Annotated in this window: 18 protein-coding genes; 11 read left to right on the top strand and 7 right to left on the bottom strand. The window is 71.6% G+C overall.

Translation table 11 applies throughout. From position 1 onward, the window contains the following. Window positions 1-37: 37 nt before the first annotated feature. Together ACIQ7M_RS10665 and ACIQ7M_RS10660 are read right to left on the bottom strand one after the other, a co-directional pair. Window positions 38-340, bottom strand: coding sequence for a small hydrophobic protein (locus tag ACIQ7M_RS10665; RefSeq protein ID WP_355771982.1), 303 nt, complete (start codon window positions 338-340; stop codon window positions 38-40). A 117-nt stretch (window positions 341-457) separates the two neighbouring features. Next, window positions 458-2,077, bottom strand: coding sequence for an MFS transporter (locus tag ACIQ7M_RS10660; RefSeq protein ID WP_355771979.1), 1,620 nt, complete (start codon window positions 2,075-2,077; stop codon window positions 458-460). A 121-nt stretch (window positions 2,078-2,198) separates the two neighbouring features. On the opposite strand from ACIQ7M_RS10660, the gene ACIQ7M_RS10655 reads away from it, so the two are divergent. From ACIQ7M_RS10655 to ACIQ7M_RS10645, 3 genes are all read left to right on the top strand, one after another. Beyond that, window positions 2,199-2,966 carry a TetR family transcriptional regulator gene (locus ACIQ7M_RS10655; protein ID WP_403642132.1) on the top strand — a complete coding sequence of 256 codons (768 nt, stop codon included), beginning with the start codon at window positions 2,199-2,201 and terminating at the stop codon, window positions 2,964-2,966. A gap of 294 nt (window positions 2,967-3,260) precedes the next feature. Next, complete coding sequence (locus ACIQ7M_RS10650; protein ID WP_355771973.1) at window positions 3,261-4,469, top strand: alpha/beta hydrolase; 1,209 nt, start codon at window positions 3,261-3,263, stop codon at window positions 4,467-4,469. Between the two features lie 66 nt (window positions 4,470-4,535). Next, entirely contained in the window at window positions 4,536-5,399 is an 864-nt protein-coding gene (locus tag ACIQ7M_RS10645; protein ID WP_403642247.1) for a DUF4429 domain-containing protein, read from the top strand. A 28-nt stretch (window positions 5,400-5,427) separates the two neighbouring features. Here the strand turns inward: ACIQ7M_RS10645 and ACIQ7M_RS10640 are convergent, their stop codons facing one another. Further along, window positions 5,428-5,898 (bottom strand): MerR family transcriptional regulator, encoded by a 471-nt coding sequence (locus ACIQ7M_RS10640; protein ID WP_386987517.1) that lies wholly within the window; start codon window positions 5,896-5,898, stop codon window positions 5,428-5,430. A 161-nt stretch (window positions 5,899-6,059) separates the two neighbouring features. Here ACIQ7M_RS10640 and ACIQ7M_RS10635 point away from each other — a divergent pair, with 161 nt between their 5' ends. Further along, a complete protein-coding gene (locus ACIQ7M_RS10635; RefSeq protein WP_403642128.1) occupies window positions 6,060-6,881 on the top strand; it encodes a serine hydrolase domain-containing protein in 822 nt (273 codons plus the stop codon). A 15-nt stretch (window positions 6,882-6,896) separates the two neighbouring features. On the opposite strand, the gene ACIQ7M_RS10630 is transcribed toward ACIQ7M_RS10635, so the two are convergent. Further along, window positions 6,897-7,553 (bottom strand): pirin family protein, encoded by a 657-nt coding sequence (locus ACIQ7M_RS10630; protein ID WP_355771987.1) that lies wholly within the window; start codon window positions 7,551-7,553, stop codon window positions 6,897-6,899. 95 nt (window positions 7,554-7,648) lie between these two features. Here ACIQ7M_RS10630 and ACIQ7M_RS10625 point away from each other — a divergent pair, with 95 nt between their 5' ends. The 5 genes from ACIQ7M_RS10625 (at window position 7,649) to fabF (ending at window position 12,629) form a co-directional block, all read left to right on the top strand. Continuing rightward, window positions 7,649-8,854 (top strand): PucR family transcriptional regulator, encoded by a 1,206-nt coding sequence (locus ACIQ7M_RS10625; protein WP_389839319.1) that lies wholly within the window; start codon window positions 7,649-7,651, stop codon window positions 8,852-8,854. Between the two features lie 89 nt (window positions 8,855-8,943). Continuing rightward, entirely contained in the window at window positions 8,944-9,861 is a 918-nt protein-coding gene (locus ACIQ7M_RS10620; RefSeq protein WP_403642125.1) for an ACP S-malonyltransferase, read from the top strand. Window positions 9,862-9,874: 13 nt separating this feature from the next. After that, window positions 9,875-10,906, top strand: a complete 1,032-nt coding sequence (locus ACIQ7M_RS10615; protein ID WP_355771959.1) for a ketoacyl-ACP synthase III — start codon at window positions 9,875-9,877, stop codon at window positions 10,904-10,906. Between the two features lie 75 nt (window positions 10,907-10,981). After that, complete coding sequence (locus ACIQ7M_RS10610) at window positions 10,982-11,230, top strand: acyl carrier protein (RefSeq protein ID WP_028800941.1); 249 nt, start codon at window positions 10,982-10,984, stop codon at window positions 11,228-11,230. A 127-nt stretch (window positions 11,231-11,357) separates the two neighbouring features. Continuing rightward, window positions 11,358-12,629, top strand: coding sequence for a beta-ketoacyl-ACP synthase II (gene fabF, locus ACIQ7M_RS10605; protein WP_355771956.1), 1,272 nt, complete (start codon window positions 11,358-11,360; stop codon window positions 12,627-12,629). 122 nt (window positions 12,630-12,751) lie between these two features. On the opposite strand, the gene ACIQ7M_RS10600 is transcribed toward fabF, so the two are convergent. After that, on the bottom strand, window positions 12,752-13,246 hold the full coding sequence (locus ACIQ7M_RS10600; RefSeq protein ID WP_261702513.1) for a DUF3145 domain-containing protein: 495 nt from the start codon (window positions 13,244-13,246) through the stop codon (window positions 12,752-12,754). A 309-nt stretch (window positions 13,247-13,555) separates the two neighbouring features. Here ACIQ7M_RS10600 and ACIQ7M_RS10595 point away from each other — a divergent pair, with 309 nt between their 5' ends. Further along, entirely contained in the window at window positions 13,556-14,443 is an 888-nt protein-coding gene (locus ACIQ7M_RS10595) for an SGNH/GDSL hydrolase family protein (protein WP_403642120.1), read from the top strand. 10 nt (window positions 14,444-14,453) lie between these two features. Continuing rightward, entirely contained in the window at window positions 14,454-15,428 is a 975-nt protein-coding gene (locus tag ACIQ7M_RS10590) for an aldose epimerase family protein (protein WP_403642117.1), read from the top strand. A gap of 169 nt (window positions 15,429-15,597) precedes the next feature. Here ACIQ7M_RS10590 and ACIQ7M_RS10585 read toward each other — a convergent pair whose 3' ends face one another. Both ACIQ7M_RS10585 and ACIQ7M_RS10580 read right to left on the bottom strand, forming a co-directional pair. Continuing rightward, the gene (locus tag ACIQ7M_RS10585) at window positions 15,598-18,099 is read right to left on the bottom strand and encodes a glycoside hydrolase family 3 protein (protein WP_403642115.1); all 2,502 of its coding nucleotides are present in this window, start codon (window positions 18,097-18,099) and stop codon (window positions 15,598-15,600) included. Between the two features lie 145 nt (window positions 18,100-18,244). After that, on the bottom strand, window positions 18,245-19,054 hold the full coding sequence (locus tag ACIQ7M_RS10580; protein ID WP_403642113.1) for an EI24 domain-containing protein: 810 nt from the start codon (window positions 19,052-19,054) through the stop codon (window positions 18,245-18,247). Window positions 19,055-19,163 lie beyond the last annotated feature (109 nt).

Here is a 19,163-nt window from a genome sequence, read left to right as displayed (position 1 = left end):
GCGCGCGGGCCCGTGTCCGGTCCGGTCCCGGCCGGCGTCAGAGCAGGCCGTTGCCCGGTCCGCCGCCCAGCCAGATGACCGCCAGGAGTGTGTCGATCGCTCCCAGCACCAGGGCGATCAGCGCCGGCACCGGCCCCGAACCGGTCCAGCGGCGGCCCATCGCGAGCCATCCGCAGACCATCGCGGCCGGCCCGAGAAGGATCCCCAGGGTGAAGAAGCCGGCCACCGCGCACACGGTGCCGACGATCCCCAGGGTCGCGCTGTCCGGCCCGGTCCGTGAGCCTGTACGGCCACGTGAACGGGGGTGCCTGCGCGTACCGTTACCGAAGCCCGCCATCATCAACTCCTGAACTCCCGTGACCTGTCGGTCGGTTCGGGTCGATGGACCGGGTACCCCCGTTTCACGCCGACAGGCCCGCCCGAATCCCGGGCGGGCCCGTGTGCGTGGGCGGAACCCTCAGATGTGACCGACGCCCGCGCCGGCGTCCGCGTTCTCGCCGCGCTTGGTGAGCAGCGCGACGAAGACGGCCACGACGGCGACCACGGCGGCCACGAGGCACGCGAGGCTCATGCCGGAGATGAACGTGTCGTGCGCGACCGCCGAGATCTTCGCCGCGATGGCCTCCGGCGTGCCCTTGGCCACCGGCGCCAGGCCCTGCTGCACGGACTGCGAGGCCAGGGCCTGCTGCGCGTCGGTGAGCTTGGGCAGACCGGCCCCGGCCCAGTTGCCCGCGAGGTCGTTGTCGACCTTCGACGCCATCACGGCACCGAGCACGGCCGTACCGAGGCTGCCGCCGATCTGCATGGCGGCCTGCTGGAGACCGCCGGCGACGCCGGAGAGCTCCATCGGGGCGTTGCCGACGATGACCTCGGTGGCGCCGACCATGACCGGCGCGAGGCCGAAGCCGAGCAGGGCGAACCAGATGGACATGAGGCCGCTGGAGGTGTCGGCCTCCAGCGTCGACATGCCGTACATGGCGATCGCGGTGGCCGCCATGCCGCCCGCGAGCGGGATGCGCGGGCCGAGCTTGGTGATGGCCAGACCCGCGAGCGGGGAGCCGACGATCATCATGCCGGTGAGCGGCAGCAGGTGCAGGCCCGCGTCGACCGGGCTCATGCCGTGCACGTTCTGGAGGTAGAACGTCACGAAGAACAGGCCGCCCATGAACGCGATGGCCATGAGCACCATCAGCACCACACCCGCCGAGAGCGGGACGGAGCGGAAGAGGCCGAGCGGGATCAGCGGTTCCTTGACGCGCTTCTCCCACAGGGCGAAGAGCACGAAGCCGAGGACCGAGGCGCCGAGGAAGGACCAGGTCTTGACGTCGCCCCAGCCCCAGGCCGGGGCCTTGATGAGTGCCCAGACCAGGCAGAACATGGCGCCGGAGAGCAGCGCGATGCCGGGCAGGTCGAAGGAGCGCGGGGCGTTCTCGGCCCTGTGGTCCTTCAGGATCAGCACGCCGAGGACGAGCGCGATGGCGCCGACGGGCACGTTGATGAAGAACACCGACTGCCAGCTCACGTGCTGGACGAGCAGACCGCCGAGGATCGGGCCGCCCGCGGTGGAGGCGCCGATGACCATGCCCCAGATTCCGATCGCCATGTTCAGCTTCTCGGCCGGGAAGGTCGCGCGGAGCAGGCCGAGGGCGGCCGGCATGAGCAGCGCGCCGAACAGACCCTGGAAGACGCGGAAGGTGACCACGAAGGCGATGCTGTGCGACAGGCCGATCGCGCCGGACGCGGCGGCGAAGCCGGTCACGCCGATCAGGAAGGTCTGCCGGTGGCCGAAGCGGTCGCCGAGCTTGCCCGCGGTGATGAGGGAGACCGCGAGGGCGAGGAAGTAGGCGTTGGTGATCCACTGGACGTCGGCGAAGGTCGCGCCGAGGTCCTTGGCGATCGCGGGGTTGGCGATGGCCACGATGGTGCCGTCCAGGGCCACCATCATGACCCCGACGGCCACGGTGATGAGGGTGAACCACGGATGGCCGCGCAGGCCCGTGGACGGGGCCTGGTCCAACGGCGGGACCGGAGTCTTGTCCTCCGGGCCCGTCTTGTCGATGGTGGTCTGACTAGTCATTTTTCGAGGCTAGTGACAGCCGCTGACAATTGACAAACCGATTCACAAGTCGGTAACTGTCACGTCACCCACAGATAGGCTGAACTGGGCGAACAGTTCGGTTGGGAGAGAACGCGACACCATGACGGAGACGGTGGACACGGCCGGGACGGGTGACACGGCGGACGTGGCCGGGACGGCTGACGCGGCCGGGACGGCGGAGCGGGCCGAGCCGGCGGACGGGGCGGAGCCGGTGGCGCCGCGCCCGGGGCTGCGGGAGCGCAAGAAGCAGCGCACCCGGGACGCGCTGCTGCGGGCCGCCCTCGAACTGTTCACCACCCAGGGTTACGAGCGGACCACGGTCGACGAGATCGCCGAGGCCGTCGACGTCTCCCAGCGCACCTTCTTCCGCTACTTCGCGGGCAAGGAGGACGCGGCCCTGTTCCTCCAGCGGCTCTCGGAGTCGCATTTCATCGCGGCGGTGCGCGAACGGCCGCCCCACGAGGCGCCGTTGGAGGCACTGCGCCGCGCCGTGCTGGAGAGCTGGGACACCATCGGCGAGGCGATCGAGGAGGTGGTGCCCATCGAACTGCACATGCGCACCTACCGATTGATCGAATCGACTCCCGCGCTGCTCGCGGCGCATCTGCGCCGGTCGGAGGAGATCGAGGAGGAGATCGCGCGGCTCATCGCCGAGCGCGAGGGCCTCGACGTCGACACGGACCCCCGCCCGCGGATCGCGGTCGCGGTGTTCGGCGGGGTGATGCGGGTCACGGGCCGGCGGTGGGGGGCGGGTGAGGACACCAGCGTCGAGGCGATCCGCGAGATGACCGCGGCCTATCTCGACCATGTGGGGCCCGCGTTGGCGGAGAAGTGGGGCCCCGCGCCGCGGTGTGGTCCGCCTACGTGATCCGGCGCCCTTCGCCTACGCCGATCGACGCATTCCCGCGTACGGAAACCTCGCGCACACCCGTGCCCGTTGTCCGCGTGACGCCCGCGCGCGATGCGCCGCGAGAGCTTCCGGATCTTCACAACACCCCCGTACGGAGCGTCACATATCGCACACACATAGCAGAAATGCACGTACACAGTGTCACCATTTAACTCAAACTGAACCCGGTTTGCCCCAATCACCCCATCAGAAACGTGATCCCAGTCACTCGTTTAACGGGAGGCTCTTCACTTCTCCTAGGGTGTCCTCTCAGTGACTTCCTTCGACACCACCCCCCAACTCAACGTCTGGCGCGCTCTGCTCGCGCTGGCCGTGGTGTTCGTGATGCTGGCCACCAGTGGCTGGACCGCGCTCCACAGCCATCGGGCAGCCTCTCCGCTCCAGTCGTCCCGCTCCGCGTGGGAGCGCGGCAGCATGGCCGGGCACAAGCTGCCCGACCCGGACTCCGCTCCGGGAGTGCTGACGCATTTCTTCACCACGCTCGACACGCAGCAGCGCTCGGAGCTCGCGCACCGCTACCCGCTCGCGGTCGGCAACATGAACGGGGCGCCGGTGACCCTGCGCTACACGGCGAACCGTCTCGCGCTCAAGCACGAGCGCACGGTCGAGCGCGGGCGCATGCACGACAACCGGCTCTCCTCGGTCGGCCAGTACGACGCGGGCCGCCGCATGCACCGCTACGAGGCGCTGCTGCACAAGGGCCGCAAGATCCTCGCCTTCGACCCCAACGGCTCGGGCCGCGTCGCCGAGGTCTTCGGCGACCTCGACAGAGCGAGCCGCGTCTCGGTCGTGGTCCCCGGTGTCGACACCGACCTGCTGAGCTTCCAGCGCACGTACAAGCAGTACTCGGCGCCGGTCGGCATGGCGGGTTCGCTGTACGAGGCGGAGCGCGCGGCGGATCCGGGCGCGCGGACGGCCGTGATCGCGTGGGCCGACTACACGACGCCCAGCGGACTGGGCATCGACTCGGCCACCGCCATGCGGGCCGAGGACGGCGCGGTACGGCTGAACGCGCTGCTGCGGGCGCTGCCGGGCAGTTCCGAGGTGGCGCTGTACTGCCACAGCTACGGCTCGGTGCTGTGCGGGGTGGCCGCCTCGTCGCTGCCCGCCCGGGTCTCCGACATAGCGGTGGCGGGCAGTCCCGGCATGCGGGCGGCGAAGGCGGCGAACCTGCACACCACCGCCCGGGTCTGGGCGATGCGCGACGCGGACGACTGGATCCAGGACGTGCCGCACATGGAGGTCGGCGGCCTCGGGCACGGTGCGGACCCGGTGTCCAAGGGGTTCGGGGCGCGTGTGCTGTCGGCCGAGGGGGCGAAGGGGCACGCCGGCTACTTCGAGCCGGGTACGGAGAGTCTCCGCAACTTCGCGGAGATCGGGATCGGTGCGTACCGCGCCGTCAGCTGCGCACGTGATGATGACGCCTGCCGGACGGGTTTGTCCGCCGGTGCGTCGGCCTGACGCGCGTAGAGGACGAAAAACTGCGGTCCGCCCAGAGAGGCGACGGAGGCTTGCGTGCCGCATACGATGGCCCGCATGGGTGACGTACTGGCCGGATTTCATGCCGCCTGGGAGTTCGAGTCCGACTCCGTGCTCATCCGCTTCGAACGGGGGATCCGCACACCGAAGCTGTTCCAGGCGCTCGGTGAACGCCGTATCCCCCTGGAGGCGATCGCGGCGGTGACGCTGACGCCCGGGAAGCGAGGCACGGTCGTTCTGCGTGCGGTGCCGAGGCCCGGCGCCGATCCGCTGATGGAAGCGGCCGCGGGACAGCTCAAGGAGGGGTGCGACCCCTATCGGCTGGTGCTGCCCGCCGACCGCGAGACGCTCGCCGAGTACTACGCGGACGAGCTGCGCGGACAGCTCACCACCGACGAGGAGCCGGCCGAGCGCTTTCTCGTGAAGCCGCCCGAGGGGCCGCTGACCTTCAAGGCCTATGACGGAAAGGCCACCTTCGACGGCAAGACGGTGTCCTTCCGGTGGTTCTGGACGGGCGCGTCCTCGGCGAAGTGGAAGGCCGGCGACCAGACCTTCCCGGTCTCCTCGCTGTGCGGGGTCGAGTGGCGCTCCCCCGAGGTGTTCGAGGGGCATCTGCGGCTGCTGCGGCGGGAGCCCGCCCCGGCTCATCCCGCGCAGGCGGACCAGGACCCGGCGGCGGTCGTCTTCGGGCTCGGGTACGGGCCCGTCCACGAGTCGCTGCCGTTCGCGGCGGCCGTGCTCGCCGCCGCGCGCTCCGGGAGTCCCGCTCCGGTGGACGCGGTCCCGGCGCGGCACCGCGACCCGGCCGACATCGCCGACCGGATCCGGCATCTCGGGGAGCTCCACGAGGCGGGGCTCGTCACGGACGAGGAGTTCTCCGTGAAGAAGGCGGAACTGCTCGCCCAGCTCTAGGCCGTGTCCGGGGATCAGGTCCCTCGTGTCAGGAGCGTTCCGACGCGAGGGCGCGGCCCGCGTCCCCGTAGAAGCCGATCTTCCGGTCGAGTACGGCCAGGGTGTCCTGGAGCTCGGCGATCCGGGCCCGGACGTCCCGGCGGGTCGCCTCCAGGAGTTCGTAGCGCTCGCTGTACGTGTGGTCGCCGGCGCGCACCATCTCCGCGTAGCGGACCATGTCGGCGACCGGCATCCCGGTGAGCCGGAGCTTGCCGACGAGGCCCAGCCAGTCCAGGTCGCGGTTGCTGTAGCGGCGCTGGCCGGTGTGCGAACGGTCGATGTGCGGCATCAGCCCGATGCGCTCGTACCAGCGCAGGGTGTGCGCGCTGAGGCCGGTGAAGGCGACGACCTCGCTGATCGTGTAGTTGTCCCGGCCGTCCGGGCGCCGCGGCTCTTGTTCGGGGGTCTCGACGCAGGTGTCGGTCCCGGTGGCCTCGGCTGTGGTCTCCATCACCGTCATGCCCTCCACGCTAAAACCTTGGAGTGCACTCCAGGCAACCCGAACCGGCCGAAATCCGCAGCACATGGCCGGGAGACGACGGTTTCCGTGCGGATCGTCCTCCGGTGGGCGGCCCCGCCCCTCGATGCGGCGGGGCCGGTGAGCCGCATAGGCTCGTGGGCATGTCCTTGCAGAGTGTGGCGTTGATCTCCGGCTGGCCCGTTCCCACCGCCGCGGCCGCGGTCGTCCGGGCGGACGGCACTGTGGTCGGGGCGCACGGTCCCGGCGGGCACCGGTTCGCGCTGGCGTCCGTGACCAAGCCGCTCGCCGCGTACGCCGCGCTCGTCGCGTACGAGGAGGGGGCGATCGAGCTCGACGAACCCGCCGGGCCCGCCGGTTCCACGGTCCGCCATCTGCTCGCGCACACCTCGGGTCTGGCCTTCGACGAGCACCGGGCGACCTTCACGCCCGGGGAGCGGCGGCTGTACTCCAACGTCGGCTTCGAGGTGCTCGGGGACCACATCGCCAAGGCGGCGGACATGCCCTTCGCGGAGTATCTGCGTCAGGCGGTCCTCGAACCGCTCGGCATGACCGCGACCACGCTGGACGGTTCGCCCGCGAGGGACGGTGTCTCGACGGTGGACGACCTCGTGCGCTTCGCCGCCGAGCTCCAGGCGCCCCGGCTGCTGGACCCGCGCACGGTCGCGGAGGCGATGACCGTCCAGTACCCCGGCACCAAGGGCGTCCTTCCGGGGTACGGCCACCAGAACCCCAACGACTGGGGGCTCGGCTTCGAGATCCGCGACTCCAAGTCGCCGCACTGGACGGGGACCGCGTCCTCGCCGGGCACCTTCGGCCACTTCGGGCAGGCCGGTACGTTCCTGTGGGTCGACCCCGCCGTGGGCGCCGCCTGTGTCGCGCTGACCGACCGCCCCTTCGGTGCCTGGGCGATCGAGGCGTGGACGCCGTTCACGGACGCGGTGCTGGCCGACCTCGCCTCCTGACGCGGGCCGGCCGCGTCAGCCGACGGCCATCTCCCACACCAGCAGCTCCGCCGGGGCTCCCGCGACCAGCTCCAGATCCTTCGCGTCCGTGATCCGGGCCGCGTCCCCCTCCCCCAGCTCCACACCGTCCAGCCGGACCTCGCCGCGCACGACGTGGATGTACACGTAGGACCCGTCCGGGACCGCCGTGCGCTCGCCCGCCGTCAGCCGGCGCACATGGAGCATGGCGCCGGCCTCGGGGACGGCGTACGGGGTGGAGTCGGCGATGCCGCGGACGGTCTCGTACGCGGGGTCGCCGCCCGGCTCCAGCGGGGCCAGCCACATCTGGACGAAGACCAGCGGCAGCTCGCCGTCGTTGCGCTCGACGTGCCGCACTCCGCCCGCCGAGCTCAGCCGCTGGACGTCGCCGTGCCGCAGCACCGACTCGTTCCCGCCCGAGTCGCGGTGGGTCAGCTCGCCCTCCACCACCCAGGTGACGATCTCGGTGTGGCTGTGCGGATGCTCGTCGAAGCCGGCGCCGGGGGCGAGCCGCTCCTCGTTGCAGGCGATGACCGCGCCGAAGCGGAGGTTGTCGGGGTCGTAGTGCGGGCCGAAGGAAAAGGCGTGGAGCGAGGAGATCCCGGCCGCCGGGTCCCCTCCGCGGTAGCGCTCGTCGGCGCGGCGGACGTCCATCACATCCACCACCGTAGCTCCGGCCCGGCGACCGCCCCTCGCATACTTGCGACCCGCCGCCGCACGGCTGCGTCCGGATAAGGCAGTCTTGTCCCGTGCCCGAACCCGAAGCCAGCAACACCGAGCGCCCAGCGCACGACGTCGACTCGCACACCGCGACCCTCAAGCGGCTGGAGAAGTCGGCCGGCAGTCTCGCCGCCCAGGCCATCACGCGGATGGACGAGACGCTGCCGTGGTACCGGGCCATGCCACCGGAGAACCGGTCGTGGATCGGGCTGGTCGCCCAGGCCGGTATCGCGGCCTTCACGGAGTGGTTCCGGCACCCGGACGCCCCGCAGGCCATCTCCACGGACGTCTTCGGCACCGCGCCACGCGAGCTGACCAGGGCCATCACGCTGCGCCAGACGGTGGAGATGGTGCGGACGACAATCGAGGTCATGGAATCGGCCATCGACGAGGTGGCGGCACCCGGCGACGAGTCCGTGCTGCGTGAGGCGCTCCTCGTGTACGCCCGTGAGATCGCCTTCGCCACCGCCCAGGTGTACGCGCAGGCGGCGGAGGCGCGCGGCGCCTGGGACGCCCGGCTCGAGTCGCTCGTCGTGAACGCGGTGCTCTCCGGCGAGGCCGACGAGGGCGCCGTCTCCCGGGCCGCCGCGCTCGGCTGGAACTCGCCCGAACATGTCTGCGTGGTGCTGGGCACGGCACCCGACGGTGACAGTGAGCTGACCGTCGAGGCGATCCGGCGGGCGGCCCGGCACGCCAAGCTCCAGGTGCTGACAGGGGTGCTCGGGGACCGGCTGGTCGTCATCGCGGGCGGCAGCGACAATCCGCTCGCCGTCGCCAAGTCGCTGATCGGTCCGTACGCCGCCGGATCGGTGGTCGCGGGCCCGATCGTGCCCGATCTGCTGGCCGCGACCCGGTCGGCACAGGCCGCGGCGGCCGGGCTCAAGGCGTGTTTCGCCTGGCAGGACGCCCCTCGCCCGGTACTGGCGGACGATCTGCTGCCGGAGCGCGCGATCGCCGGAGACCCGGCGGCCCGCGAGCAGTTGGTGGAGGAGATCTACAGACCGCTCGAGGAGGCGGGCTCGGCTCTCCTGGAGACGCTCAGCGTCTATCTGGAACAGGCGAGCAGCCTCGAAGGCGCGGCCCGGATGCTGTTCGTCCATCCCAACACCGTGCGCTACCGGCTCCGACGTGTGACTGACGTCACCGGTTGGTCGCCCTCGGATGTTCGGTCGGCGTTCACGCTGAGGATCGCGCTGATCCTGGGGCGTCTGGCCGCTGGAGATCCGCAAACCTAGGCTTTTGTCGGGCCCCTACAATTCCCCCTCGTGTTCTTCGTCCCTGTCCCCACGGGCGGCCGTGGCCGTCCACAAGAGAGAGTGTGAGAGTGCTCGTACTCGTCGCTCCCGGCCAGGGCGCTCAGACGCCCGGCTTCCTGACTCCTTGGCTCGACCTCCCCGGCGCCGCCGAACGCCTCGCCGCGTGGTCGGACGCCATCGGGCTGGACCTTGCCCACTACGGCACCCAGGCCGACGCGGACGCGATCCGTGACACGGCCGTCGCGCAGCCGCTCCTGGTCGCCGCCGGTCTCCTGTCCGCCGCGGCCCTCGGTGACGTGACCCCCGGTGCCGTCGCCGGCCACAGCGTCGGCGAGATCACCGCGGCCGCGTTCGCGGGAGTGCTCGACGACACCGCCGCACTGGACCTCGTACGCAAGCGCGGCCTCGCGATGGCCGACGCCGCCGCCATCACGCAGACCGGCATGTCGGCGCTGCTCGGCGGCGACCCCGACACGACGGTCGCGCACCTGGAGAAGCTCGGGCTGACCCCGGCGAACGTGAACGGCGCCGGCCAGATCGTGGCCGCCGGCACGCTGGAGCAGCTCGCCGCCCTGGAGGCGGACAAGCCCGAGGGTGTCCGACGGGTCGTGGCCCTGAAGGTGGCGGGCGCGTTCCACACGCACCACATGGCTCCCGCGGTCGACGCGCTGGCGAAGGCCGCCGAGGACCTGGCTCCCGGCGACCCGCGGGTCACGTACGTCTCGAACCGCGACGGGCGGATCGTCGCCTCCGGTGCCGAGGTCGTCTCCCGCCTGGTCGGCCAGGTCGCCAACCCGGTCCGCTGGGACCTGTGCATGGAGACCTTCCAGGAACTCGGCGCGACCGCGCTGATCGAGGTGTGCCCCGGTGGCACGCTGACCGGTCTGGCCAAGCGCGCGCTGCCCGGTGTCACGACGCTGGCCCTGAAGACCCCCGACGACCTGGACGCGGCTCGCGAGCTCATCGCCGAGCACGGCGCCGCCTGAGGAGCCCGAGAGCATGACGAAGATCAAGGCACCCAAGGGCGCTCCGTTCGCGCGCATCCTCGGCGTCGGCGGTTACCGTCCCGTCCGGGTGGTGCCCAACGAGGTGATCCTGGAGACGATCGACTCGTCCGACGAGTGGATCCGTTCGCGCTCCGGCATCGAGACCCGGCACTGGGCCTCGGACGAGGAGACCGTGGCCGCGATGTCGGTCGAGGCGTCCGGCAAGGCCATCGCCGACGCCGGGATCAACGCCGACCAGATCGGCGCCGTGGTGGTCTCCACCGTGTCGCACTTCGCGCAGACCCCGGCCATCGCCACCGAGATCGCCGACAAGCTCGGCACGAACAAGGCCGCGGCCTTCGACATCTCGGCCGGCTGCGCGGGCTTCGGCTACGCCCTGACCCTCGCCAAGGGCATGATCGTCGAGGGTTCGGCCGAGTACGTCCTCGTCATCGGCGTGGAGCGGCTGTCCGACCTCACCGACCTGGAGGACCGCGCGACGGCCTTCCTGTTCGGCGACGGCGCGGGCGCCGTGGTCGTGGGTCCCTCCGAGGAGCCGCACATCGGCCCGACCGTCTGGGGCAGCGAGGGCGACAAGGCCGGCACGATCAAGCAGACCGTGACGTGGGACCGCTTCAAGGTCGGCGACGTCTCCAATCTCCCGCTCGACTCCAAGGGCGAGATCAAGTTCCCTGCCATCACGCAGGAGGGCCAGGCGGTGTTCCGCTGGGCCGTGTTCGAGATGGCGAAGGTCGCACAGCAGGCGCTGGACGCGGCCGGGATCAGCCCGGACGACCTGGATGTCTTCATTCCCCACCAGGCCAACGAGCGGATCATCGACTCGATGGTGAAGACGCTGAAACTGCCGGGACACGTCACGGTCGCGCGTGACGTGCGCACCACCGGCAACACCTCGGCCGCCTCGATCCCGCTCGCGATGGAGCGGCTCCTGGCGACCGGTGAGGCGAAGAGCGGCGACACCGCGCTCGTCATCGGCTTCGGGGCGGGTCTCGTGTACGCCGCGACGGTCGTTACCCTCCCCTAGGCACTCCGTACCGGATCATCCGGTCCGTACGGAAAATCGCCACCCCTCTGGAAACACACCGAAGGAGCGCCTGACATGGCCGCCACTCAGGAAGAGATCGTCGAAGGTCTCGCCGAGATCGTCAACGAGATCGCCGGGATCCCCACCGAGGACGTCCAGCTGGACAAGTCCTTCACCGACGACCTGGACGTCGACTCGCTGTCCATGGTCGAGGTCGTCGTCGCCGCCGAAGAGCGCTTCGACGTCAAGATCCCGGACGACGACGTCAAGAACCTCAAGACCGTCGGCGACGCGACCGACTACATCCTCAAGCACCAGGCCTGATCTTCCGGTCACCTGGGCCTACCGTCCGGGGCCGCCGGGGCCGCGTGCCCTGGTTCCCCCGGGCTGATGCCCCGCCACCCGGCGGTGGCGCCGCTGAATCCTCGTATCCGTTGGAGAAAGAATTCCCGTGAGCCCGACCAATCGCACCGTGGTCGTCACCGGTATCGGCGCAACCACACCGCTGGGTGGCGACGCAGCCTCTACCTGGGAGGGCCTGGTCGCCGGACGTTCCGGCGTCCGCCCCCTCGAGCAGGAGTGGGCCGCCGACCAGGCTGTCCGTATCGCGGCACAGATCGCCGTGGAGCCGGGCGAGGTCATTCCCCGCCCGCAGGCCCGCCGACTGGACCGCTCGGCGCAGTTCGCGCTGATCGCGGCCAAGGAGGCCTGGGCCGACGCCGGTTTCACCGACAGGGCGGGCGAGGACCAGAGCGTCGACCCCGACCGGCTGGGCACCGTCATCGCCTCCGGCATCGGTGGTGTGACGACCCTGCTCGACCAGTACGACGTGCTGAAGGAGAAGGGCGTACGCCGCGTCTCCCCGCACACCGTTCCGATGCTGATGCCGAACGGTCCGTCCGCCAACGTGGGCCTCGCCGTGGGCGCCCGCGCCGGTGTGCACACCCCGGTCTCCGCCTGCGCCTCCGGCGCCGAGGCCATCGGCTACGCCATCGAGATGATCCGCACGGGCCGCGCCGACGTCGTCGTCGCCGGTGGCACCGAGGCGGCCATCCACCCGCTTCCCATCGCCGCGTTCGGCAACATGATGGCGATGTCCAAGAACAACGACGACCCCGAGGGTGCCTCGCGCCCCTACGACGTCGGCCGTGACGGTTTCGTCCTCGGCGAGGGCGCCGGCGTCGTCGTCCTGGAGTCCGCCGAGCACGCCGCCAAGCGCGGTGCCCGCGTCTACGCGGAAGCGGTCGGCCAGGGCATCTCGGCCGACGGCCACGACATCGTGCAGCCGGAGCCGGAGGGCCGCGGCATCGCGCACGCCCTGCAGAACCTGCTCGACAACACCGACCTGAACCCGGCCGAGATCGTGCACGTGAACGCGCACGCCACCTCGACGCCGGCCGGTGACGTGGCCGAGCTGAAGGCGCTGCGCAAGGTGTTCGGCGACGAGGCCGACCACTTCGCGGTCTCGGCGACGAAGTCGATGACCGGTCACCTCCTCGGTGGCGCCGGTGGCGTCGAGTCGGTCGCGACCGTGCTCGCGCTGTACCACCGTCTCGCGCCGCCGACCATCAACGTGGAGAACCTCGACCCCGAGGCCGAGGCCGCCGCCGACATCGTGCGCGGCGAGGCCCGCAAGCTGCCCGTCGAGGGCCGTATCGCCGCGCTGAACGACTCGTTCGGCTTCGGCGGGCACAACGTGGTGCTGGCGTTCCGTTCGGTCTGACGCCGGTTTCCTCTTCCGTACGGCGTGTGGCCCGTACCCCTGGTCCCAGGGGTACGGGCCACACGCCGTACGTTGTCCGGTGGCGTCACCGCCCCTGACGGAGCGTCACACCACCGCGCGCGTCACACTACCTGGTGCAGCCAGCGGACCGGGGCGCCCTCGCCCGCGTAGCGGAAGGGCTCCAGCTCGTCGTCCCAGGGCTTGCCGAGGAGTTTGGCGAGGTCGGCCTCCAGGTCGCTCTCGCCGCGCTGGGAGCGCAGGAGCGCGGCGCGCAGCCGGTCCTCGGGGATGAGGATGTCGCCGTGGATGCCGGTGACGGCGTGGAAGATGCCGAGCTCGGGGGTGCAGCTGTAGCGCTCGCCCTCGGCGGTGGGGCAGGGTTCGGCGGTGACCTCGAAGCGCAGCAGGTGCCAGCCGCGCAGCGCGGAGGCCAGCTTGGAGGCGGTGCCGACCTCGCCCTTCCAGGAGAACTCGGATCTCCAGGTGCCCGGCGCGGCGGGCTGCCGGATCCAGTCGAGGTTGACGCGCGTGCCGAGCACCCCCGCGACCGCCCACTCGACATGCGGACACAACGCGCGGGGCGCGGAGTGCACGTAGAGAACTCCACGTGTCGTCACTGGGGCCTCCGGACAGAGCGAGACATCTTGTAACTTAGCGGAACGGCAGTGGCAGGGCGGCCACGTGGCGAGGCTACCCTGCGGCGGCGCAAGGAGTGTGACGTACCGTCGGTCCAAGCGCCGTGAACCTCCGAGGTTTCACCCGGCGGGACGTGTCCGGACTCCCCTGCCGGGACTCCGGGCCCGCCTTCCGGGCGGAGCCGGGCACACCGCGGAATCGTGGCGCGACCGACCGTGTACGACGTGGTGCGACCGACCGCGCGGAGCGGGTGCCGACCAACCCTGTACAACGAACGAGGAGACCAGGGGATGCGGAATCGCAGCCACCGTTGGCGGGCCGTCCTCGCCGCCGCCGCGGCGGCGGCTCTCCTGGGCACCGCCGCCTGCGACTCCTCGGCGCCCGGCGGGACCACGAAGCCTCGGCCGTCGGCGAAGCCCACGCCGGTCTGGGACCGCAGCCCGGACTCCATGGCCGCGGTCGGCGACTCGATCACGCGTGGCTTCGACGCGTGCAGTGTGCTGTCCGACTGCCCCGAGGTGTCGTGGGCGACGGGCAGCGATCCGCGGGTCGACTCCCTCGCCGTACGGCTGCTCGGCACGACCGGGGCGGCCGAGCGGAGCTGGAACTACGCGGTGACCGGGGCGCGGATGGCGGACCTCCCCGGTCAGATGGCCGAGGCGGCGACCCGTGGGCCGGAGCTGGTCACGGTGATGGCGGGTGCCAACGACGCCTGCCGGTCCTCCGCCTCGGCGATGACGTCCATCGCCGACTTCCGCGCCGAGTTCCAGGACGCGCTGGACACCCTGCGGCGGGCTCTGCCCAAGACGCAGGTGTACGTGTCGAGCGTGCCGGACCTGAAGCGGCTCTGGTCCGAGGGGCGCGGCAGCGCGCTGGGCAAGCAGGTGTGGAAGCTGGGCATCTGCCCCTCGATGCTCGGGGACGCGGACTCGCTGAACGCGGCGGCGACCCTGCGGCGGGGCCAGGTGCTGGACCGGGTGAAGGCGTACAACCAGGTGCTGCGCGAGGTGTGCGCCAAGGACCGGCGCTGCCGTTTCGACGGGAACGCCGTCTTCGGCTACCGCTTCGGCGCGGACCAGTTGAGCCACTGGGACTGGTTCCATCCGAGCAGGGACGGTCAGGCGCGACTCGCGGAGATCGCCTACCGGACCGTCACGGCACGCGAGCCCGTGACCTAGGGTTTCCCTCATGAGTGAACTTTTCGGCACACTTTCCGACGGCACACCGGTCCACCGATGGACGCTGGAGCGCGCCGGGGTCCGGGTGCGTGTGCTCACGTACGGCGGGATCGTGCAGTCGGCCGAGGTGCCGGACCGGGACGGGCGGGCCGTGGACGTGACCCTGGGCTTTCCCGCCCTGGAGGGGTACATCGCCCATCCCGCGCCGTATCTCGGCGCGCTGGTCGGGCGGTACGCGAACCGGATCGGGGGCGCCCGCTTCACCCTGGAGGGGGTGACCCACCGCCTGGAGCCGAACAACGGGCCCAACTCGCTGCACGGCGGCGACGGCGGTTTCGACAAGCGCGTCTGGGACGCGGAGCCGCTCGACCACGGGGTCCGGCTCTCCCGGGTCAGCCCGGACGGCGAGGAGGGCTTCCCGGGGCACCTGGAGGTCTCGGCGACGTACACGCTGGACGAGCGGGGCGCGCTGCGGATCGCCTACGAGGCGGTCACCGACGCGCCGACCGTGGTGAACCTGACGAACCACACGTACTGGAACCTCGCCGGCTCCGGCAGTGCGCTGGGGCACGAACTCCGGCTCGACGCCTCACGGTTGACCAGGGTGGACGACACCCTCATCCCGACCGGGGAGTTCGACCCGGTCGAGGGCACCCGCTTCGACTTCCGCGAGCCCCGCAAGACCGGCGCGGGATACGACCACAACTACGTGCTCGACAAGGGGCTCACCGCCGATCCGGTGGAGGTGGCCGAGCTGTACGACCCGGCGTCCGGGCGGGTGCTCACGGTCGCGACCACCGAACCCGGTCTCCAGCTCTACACGGCGGACCACCTGAGCGAGCCCTTCGCCCCCAACGACGGCATCGCGCTGGAGACCCAGCACTTCCCCGACTCCCCGAACCGGCCGGACTTCCCGAGCACTGAGCTGCGGCCGGGCGCGGTGTACCGGTCACAGACGGTGTACGAGTTCTCCGTACGGCCCTAGGGAGACCGGCCCGGAGGCATCCCGGAGGTGGTTCCCGAAGGCATGTCCCTGAGGTGGCCCCGAAGGCCGTCCCGGATTGCCGTCCCGGAGGGCGCCGCGGGAGAAAACGGCGGGCCCCGGTCCGGATGTCAGGTTCCGGGCCGGGGCCGGCCGAAGGGGGGCGCGATGGTTACGCCTCGATGATCGTGCTCAGACGGCGGTCCAGAAGGGAACGACCTGCCTGAACCTCGTACAAACCCTTCACGAACGCCCACGTGTCCGTCGCGGTGTCCCAGACCTCGAAGGCGCGGTGCGGGAGCTCCACGACGGCCTCGGCGATCTCGCCCGGGGCGGCCTCGATTCCGGCGAATCCGGCGAGCGCCCGCGCGGGCCGGTCGGCGCCGGGTTCCACCGGGGCGAGGTAGACCTGCACGACCTCGCGCCCGGCCCGCCGGCCGGAGTTGCGGACCCGGACGGTGACGGTGGTGCCCTCGACCTCGATGGACTCGTACGTCCAGTCGGTGTAGCCGAGACCGTGTCCGAAGGGGTACGAGGGGGTCCTGCCCGCCTTCTCCCAGGCGCGGTAGCCGATGAAGACGTCCTCGGAGTACGGGAGTTCGCCGTCCGCCGGGCGGACCCGGGTGACCGGGGCGTCGGCCAGGGAGCCCCAGGTGGTGGGGAGGCGGCCGCCCGGCTCGTGGGCGCCGGTGAGGACGTCGGCGAGGGCGGCACCGCCCTCCTGGCCAGGGAACCAGCTCAGGAGCACGGCGGCGACCTCGTCGCGCCACGGGAGTTCCACCGGGGAGCCGGAGTTGACGACCACGACGGTGTTCGGGTTGGCGGCGGCCACGGCGTGGACCAGTTCGTCCTGGCGGCCGGGGAGCCCGAGGTCCGCGCGGTCGAAGCCCTCGGACTCGACGCGGTCGGTGGTGGCGACCACGACGACGGCGGTGTCGGCGGCGCGGGCCGCCTCGACCGCCTCGGCGATCAGTTCGTCGGCGTCGCGCACGGGCTCCTGGTGGGCGAGGGAGAAGCCGACGACCTTCATCGGGACGTCCTCGGGGAACACGACGGTGTGGGTGAGGGAGACCTCCACCGGTTCGCCCGCGGCGAGTTCGGCCCGGCCGCGCGGAACGGGCGCGCCGAAGAACGTCACGAACGGGTCGTCCTTCGCGGCACCCTGGACGCCGTCGAAGTGCGTCGTGCCGTCGACGATGAGGGTGAACGCGCCGAGGCCCTTGATGCCGAAGGTGTGCGCGCCGGACTCGCGCGGGGTGAAGGTGCCGGTGAGTTCGACACTGTGCAGGTTCGTGGGGGTACCCCCTGCTCGAGCGGAGTCGAGAGCTTGGGGGAGCGTGACTCCCTCGGGCAGGTCGTCGCCCATCCACTGGATCTGGCCGTTCGGGGCGGAGGCGGTGGCGATGACCTCGCCGGCGGTGTCACGGCACACCGCGCGCAGCTCGAACCCCTTGTCCGCGACGGGGAGTTCGACGGCGAGGTCGGCGCCCACGGCGTAGGTCACCGTGCCCTCGGGAAGAGCGGCGGTGAGGCCGTCGAGGGGCGAGACGATCCGGGCGGGGAAGACGGTGGCCGAGCCGCCGCCGAGGACGCGGGCGTCACGGGCGGCGGCGCCGATGAGGGCGACCCGGTGCCCCGCGGGGAGCGGCAGGGCGCCTTCGTTGCGGACGAGGACGAAGCCGCGGCGGGCCACCTCGCGGGCCAGCGCCGGTCCGTCGACGGCCGTGGGCACCTCGCTCACGACGGGGTCGGCGCCCTCCAGCGCGCCGACACGGGCGGCGAGCCGGAGCACGTTGCGGACGGCCGCGTCGACCGTGGCCTCCGCCACCTCCCCGGCGCGCACGGCGGCGGCGAGCGGTTCTCCGTAGACGGTCCGGGGGCCGGGCATGGCGACGTCGAGGCCGCCCTCGATCGCGGCCCTGGTGTCGCGGGCCGCCATCCAGTCGGAGACGTTGAACCCGTCGAAGCCCCATTCGCCGCGCAGGACGTCGTTCACAAGACGGCTGTGCTCGCTCATGGTCGTGCCGTTGACCGCGTTGTAGGCGGTCATGACGCCCCACGGGCGGGCCTTCTCGACGATGGTCTCGAAGGGCGCCAGGTACAGCTCGCGCAGGGCGCGTTCCGAGACGAGGTTGTTCACCGTGAAGCGGTCGGTCTCGGCGTCGTTGGCGACGAAGTGCTTGACGGTGGTGGCGACCCCGCCGGACTGCACGCCGCGGACGTAGCCGCCGCCGATCGCGCCGGTCAGGAGCGGGTCCTCGCTGTAGGCCTCGAAGTGGCGGCCGCCGAGCGGTGAGCGGTGGAGGTTGACGGTGGGGGCGAGCAGCACCTGGACGCCCTTGCGGCGCGCCTCCTGGGCGAGCAGCGTGCCGACGCGGCGGGCCAGCTCCGGGTCCCAGGAGGCGGCGAGGGCGGTGGGCGAGGGGAGCGCGACGGAGGGGTCGTCGGCGGTCCAGCGGACACCGCGGACGCCGATCGGGCCGTCGGACATGACGAGGGACCTCAGCCCGATCTCGGGGAGCTCGGGCAGCGTCCACATGTTCCGCCCGGACAGCAGCCGGGCCTTCGCGTCCAGGCCGAGCCGGCCGAGCGCCGCCTCGACGACGGCCTCCCGGGCCGCGTCCGCCCCCACGTCCTCCGGGTCCTTCGCCGTTTCCACCGCAGCGTCCGCCATACCGGCACCTCCTCGTCGAAAACCGTCGGTCCCCAACTTCGCGCATTCGGCCCCGCCGGGCGAGAGCCTGACGGCGGGACAGCAGGCCTGGGCGGTCCGGGGGGGCGACGGGAGGCGGTCTGGCGGGCGACGGGCAGCGTCCCGGTCAGGGGGCGGTGCTCTGCTCCTCGGACGCCTCCTCGGCGTCCTCGTCGGCGCCGCCCTCGCGGATCTCCTCGCCGAGCAGGTCCCGGGCCATCAGGGTGGCGCCCGCGACCGCTCCCGGCATCAGGAACACCGCGACGAACGGGACGAGGAAGGCGAGACCCAGCGGGGTGCCGAAGCCCCAGATCAGCGTCTTGCGGGAGCGGAGCAGCGCGAGGCGCGCCCGCAGGTCGACGTCGCGGCGTTGCAGGGCGACGGCGACGAGTTCCTCGGTGAGGAAGAAGCCCGTGACGAAGAAGCCGAGCACCGGTACGACGGTCTGGCCGATGAACGGGACGAAGCCGAGCGCGAAGAGGAGGACCGCCCAGACGAGGGCCCGCACGAGGACACGGAGGCTGTCGCGGGCGGAGATCCACAGCTCGCGCCAGAGCGGCAGTCCGGACTCGGGGGCGGTGCCGTCCGGGGAGACGTCGCGGTCGACCTTCTCCGAGAGGCTCTCGTAGAAGGGCTGGCCTATGAGCAGGGTGACCGCGGTGAAGGTGAGGACGGCGAGGAGGAGCGCCAGGGCGAACAGGACGGCGGTGAGGAAGCCGCGGAAGAGACCGTCCCAGGGGCTGCTCCAGTCGTCCGCGAACGGCGTCGCCCAGGTGACGAAGTCCTCCCCGTACACACCGAGGGCGACGAGCGCCGCCGCGTACAGGACGAGCGTGACGAGTCCGGGCAGCAGCCCGAACCCGAAACTCTTCCCGTGCCGGGCCACCCACCGCTGGCCGCGCAGCAGATAGCCGAAACCCACCCCAAGATCGCGCATGGGGAGACCCTATCGGGGTGCCGCGCCGGGCCACAGTCCGTGGTGGCGGCGGCCGTCCTCACCCGGTCCGCCGCCGCCTCGGTGGCGGTCGCCGTCCCCGGTCCGCCGC

It is taken from the genome of Streptomyces sp. NPDC096324, from assembly GCF_044763015.1.
In the GTDB taxonomy this organism is placed as follows: domain Bacteria; phylum Actinomycetota; class Actinomycetes; order Streptomycetales; family Streptomycetaceae; genus Streptomyces.
The sequence above is the reverse complement of the archived record's forward strand: the minus strand, read 5'-3'. Positions and strand labels throughout refer to the sequence as shown.

What these genes read in the sequence shown, in the direction of transcription:
- ACIQ7M_RS10640 (WP_386987517.1), bottom strand. Translation starts at nt 5,898, where the DNA reads ATGACGGTGATGGAGACCACAGCCGAGGCCACCGGGACCGACACCTGC.
- ACIQ7M_RS10615 (WP_355771959.1), top strand. Translation starts at nt 9,875, where the DNA reads ATGACGAAGATCAAGGCACCCAAGGGCGCTCCGTTCGCGCGCATCCTC.
- ACIQ7M_RS10580 (WP_403642113.1), bottom strand. Translation starts at nt 19,054, where the DNA reads ATGCGCGATCTTGGGGTGGGTTTCGGCTATCTGCTGCGCGGCCAGCGG.
- ACIQ7M_RS10645 (WP_403642247.1), top strand. Translation starts at nt 4,536, where the DNA reads ATGGCCCGCATGGGTGACGTACTGGCCGGATTTCATGCCGCCTGGGAG.
- ACIQ7M_RS10665 (WP_355771982.1), bottom strand. Translation starts at nt 340, where the DNA reads ATGATGGCGGGCTTCGGTAACGGTACGCGCAGGCACCCCCGTTCACGT.
- ACIQ7M_RS10660 (WP_355771979.1), bottom strand. Translation starts at nt 2,077, where the DNA reads ATGACTAGTCAGACCACCATCGACAAGACGGGCCCGGAGGACAAGACT.
- ACIQ7M_RS10635 (WP_403642128.1), top strand. Translation starts at nt 6,060, where the DNA reads ATGTCCTTGCAGAGTGTGGCGTTGATCTCCGGCTGGCCCGTTCCCACC.
- ACIQ7M_RS10585 (WP_403642115.1), bottom strand. Translation starts at nt 18,099, where the DNA reads ATGGCGGACGCTGCGGTGGAAACGGCGAAGGACCCGGAGGACGTGGGG.
- ACIQ7M_RS10655 (WP_403642132.1), top strand. Translation starts at nt 2,199, where the DNA reads ATGACGGAGACGGTGGACACGGCCGGGACGGGTGACACGGCGGACGTG.
- ACIQ7M_RS10595 (WP_403642120.1), top strand. Translation starts at nt 13,556, where the DNA reads ATGCGGAATCGCAGCCACCGTTGGCGGGCCGTCCTCGCCGCCGCCGCG.
- ACIQ7M_RS10590 (WP_403642117.1), top strand. Translation starts at nt 14,454, where the DNA reads ATGAGTGAACTTTTCGGCACACTTTCCGACGGCACACCGGTCCACCGA.
- ACIQ7M_RS10610 (WP_028800941.1), top strand. Translation starts at nt 10,982, where the DNA reads ATGGCCGCCACTCAGGAAGAGATCGTCGAAGGTCTCGCCGAGATCGTC.
- ACIQ7M_RS10630 (WP_355771987.1), bottom strand. Translation starts at nt 7,553, where the DNA reads ATGGACGTCCGCCGCGCCGACGAGCGCTACCGCGGAGGGGACCCGGCG.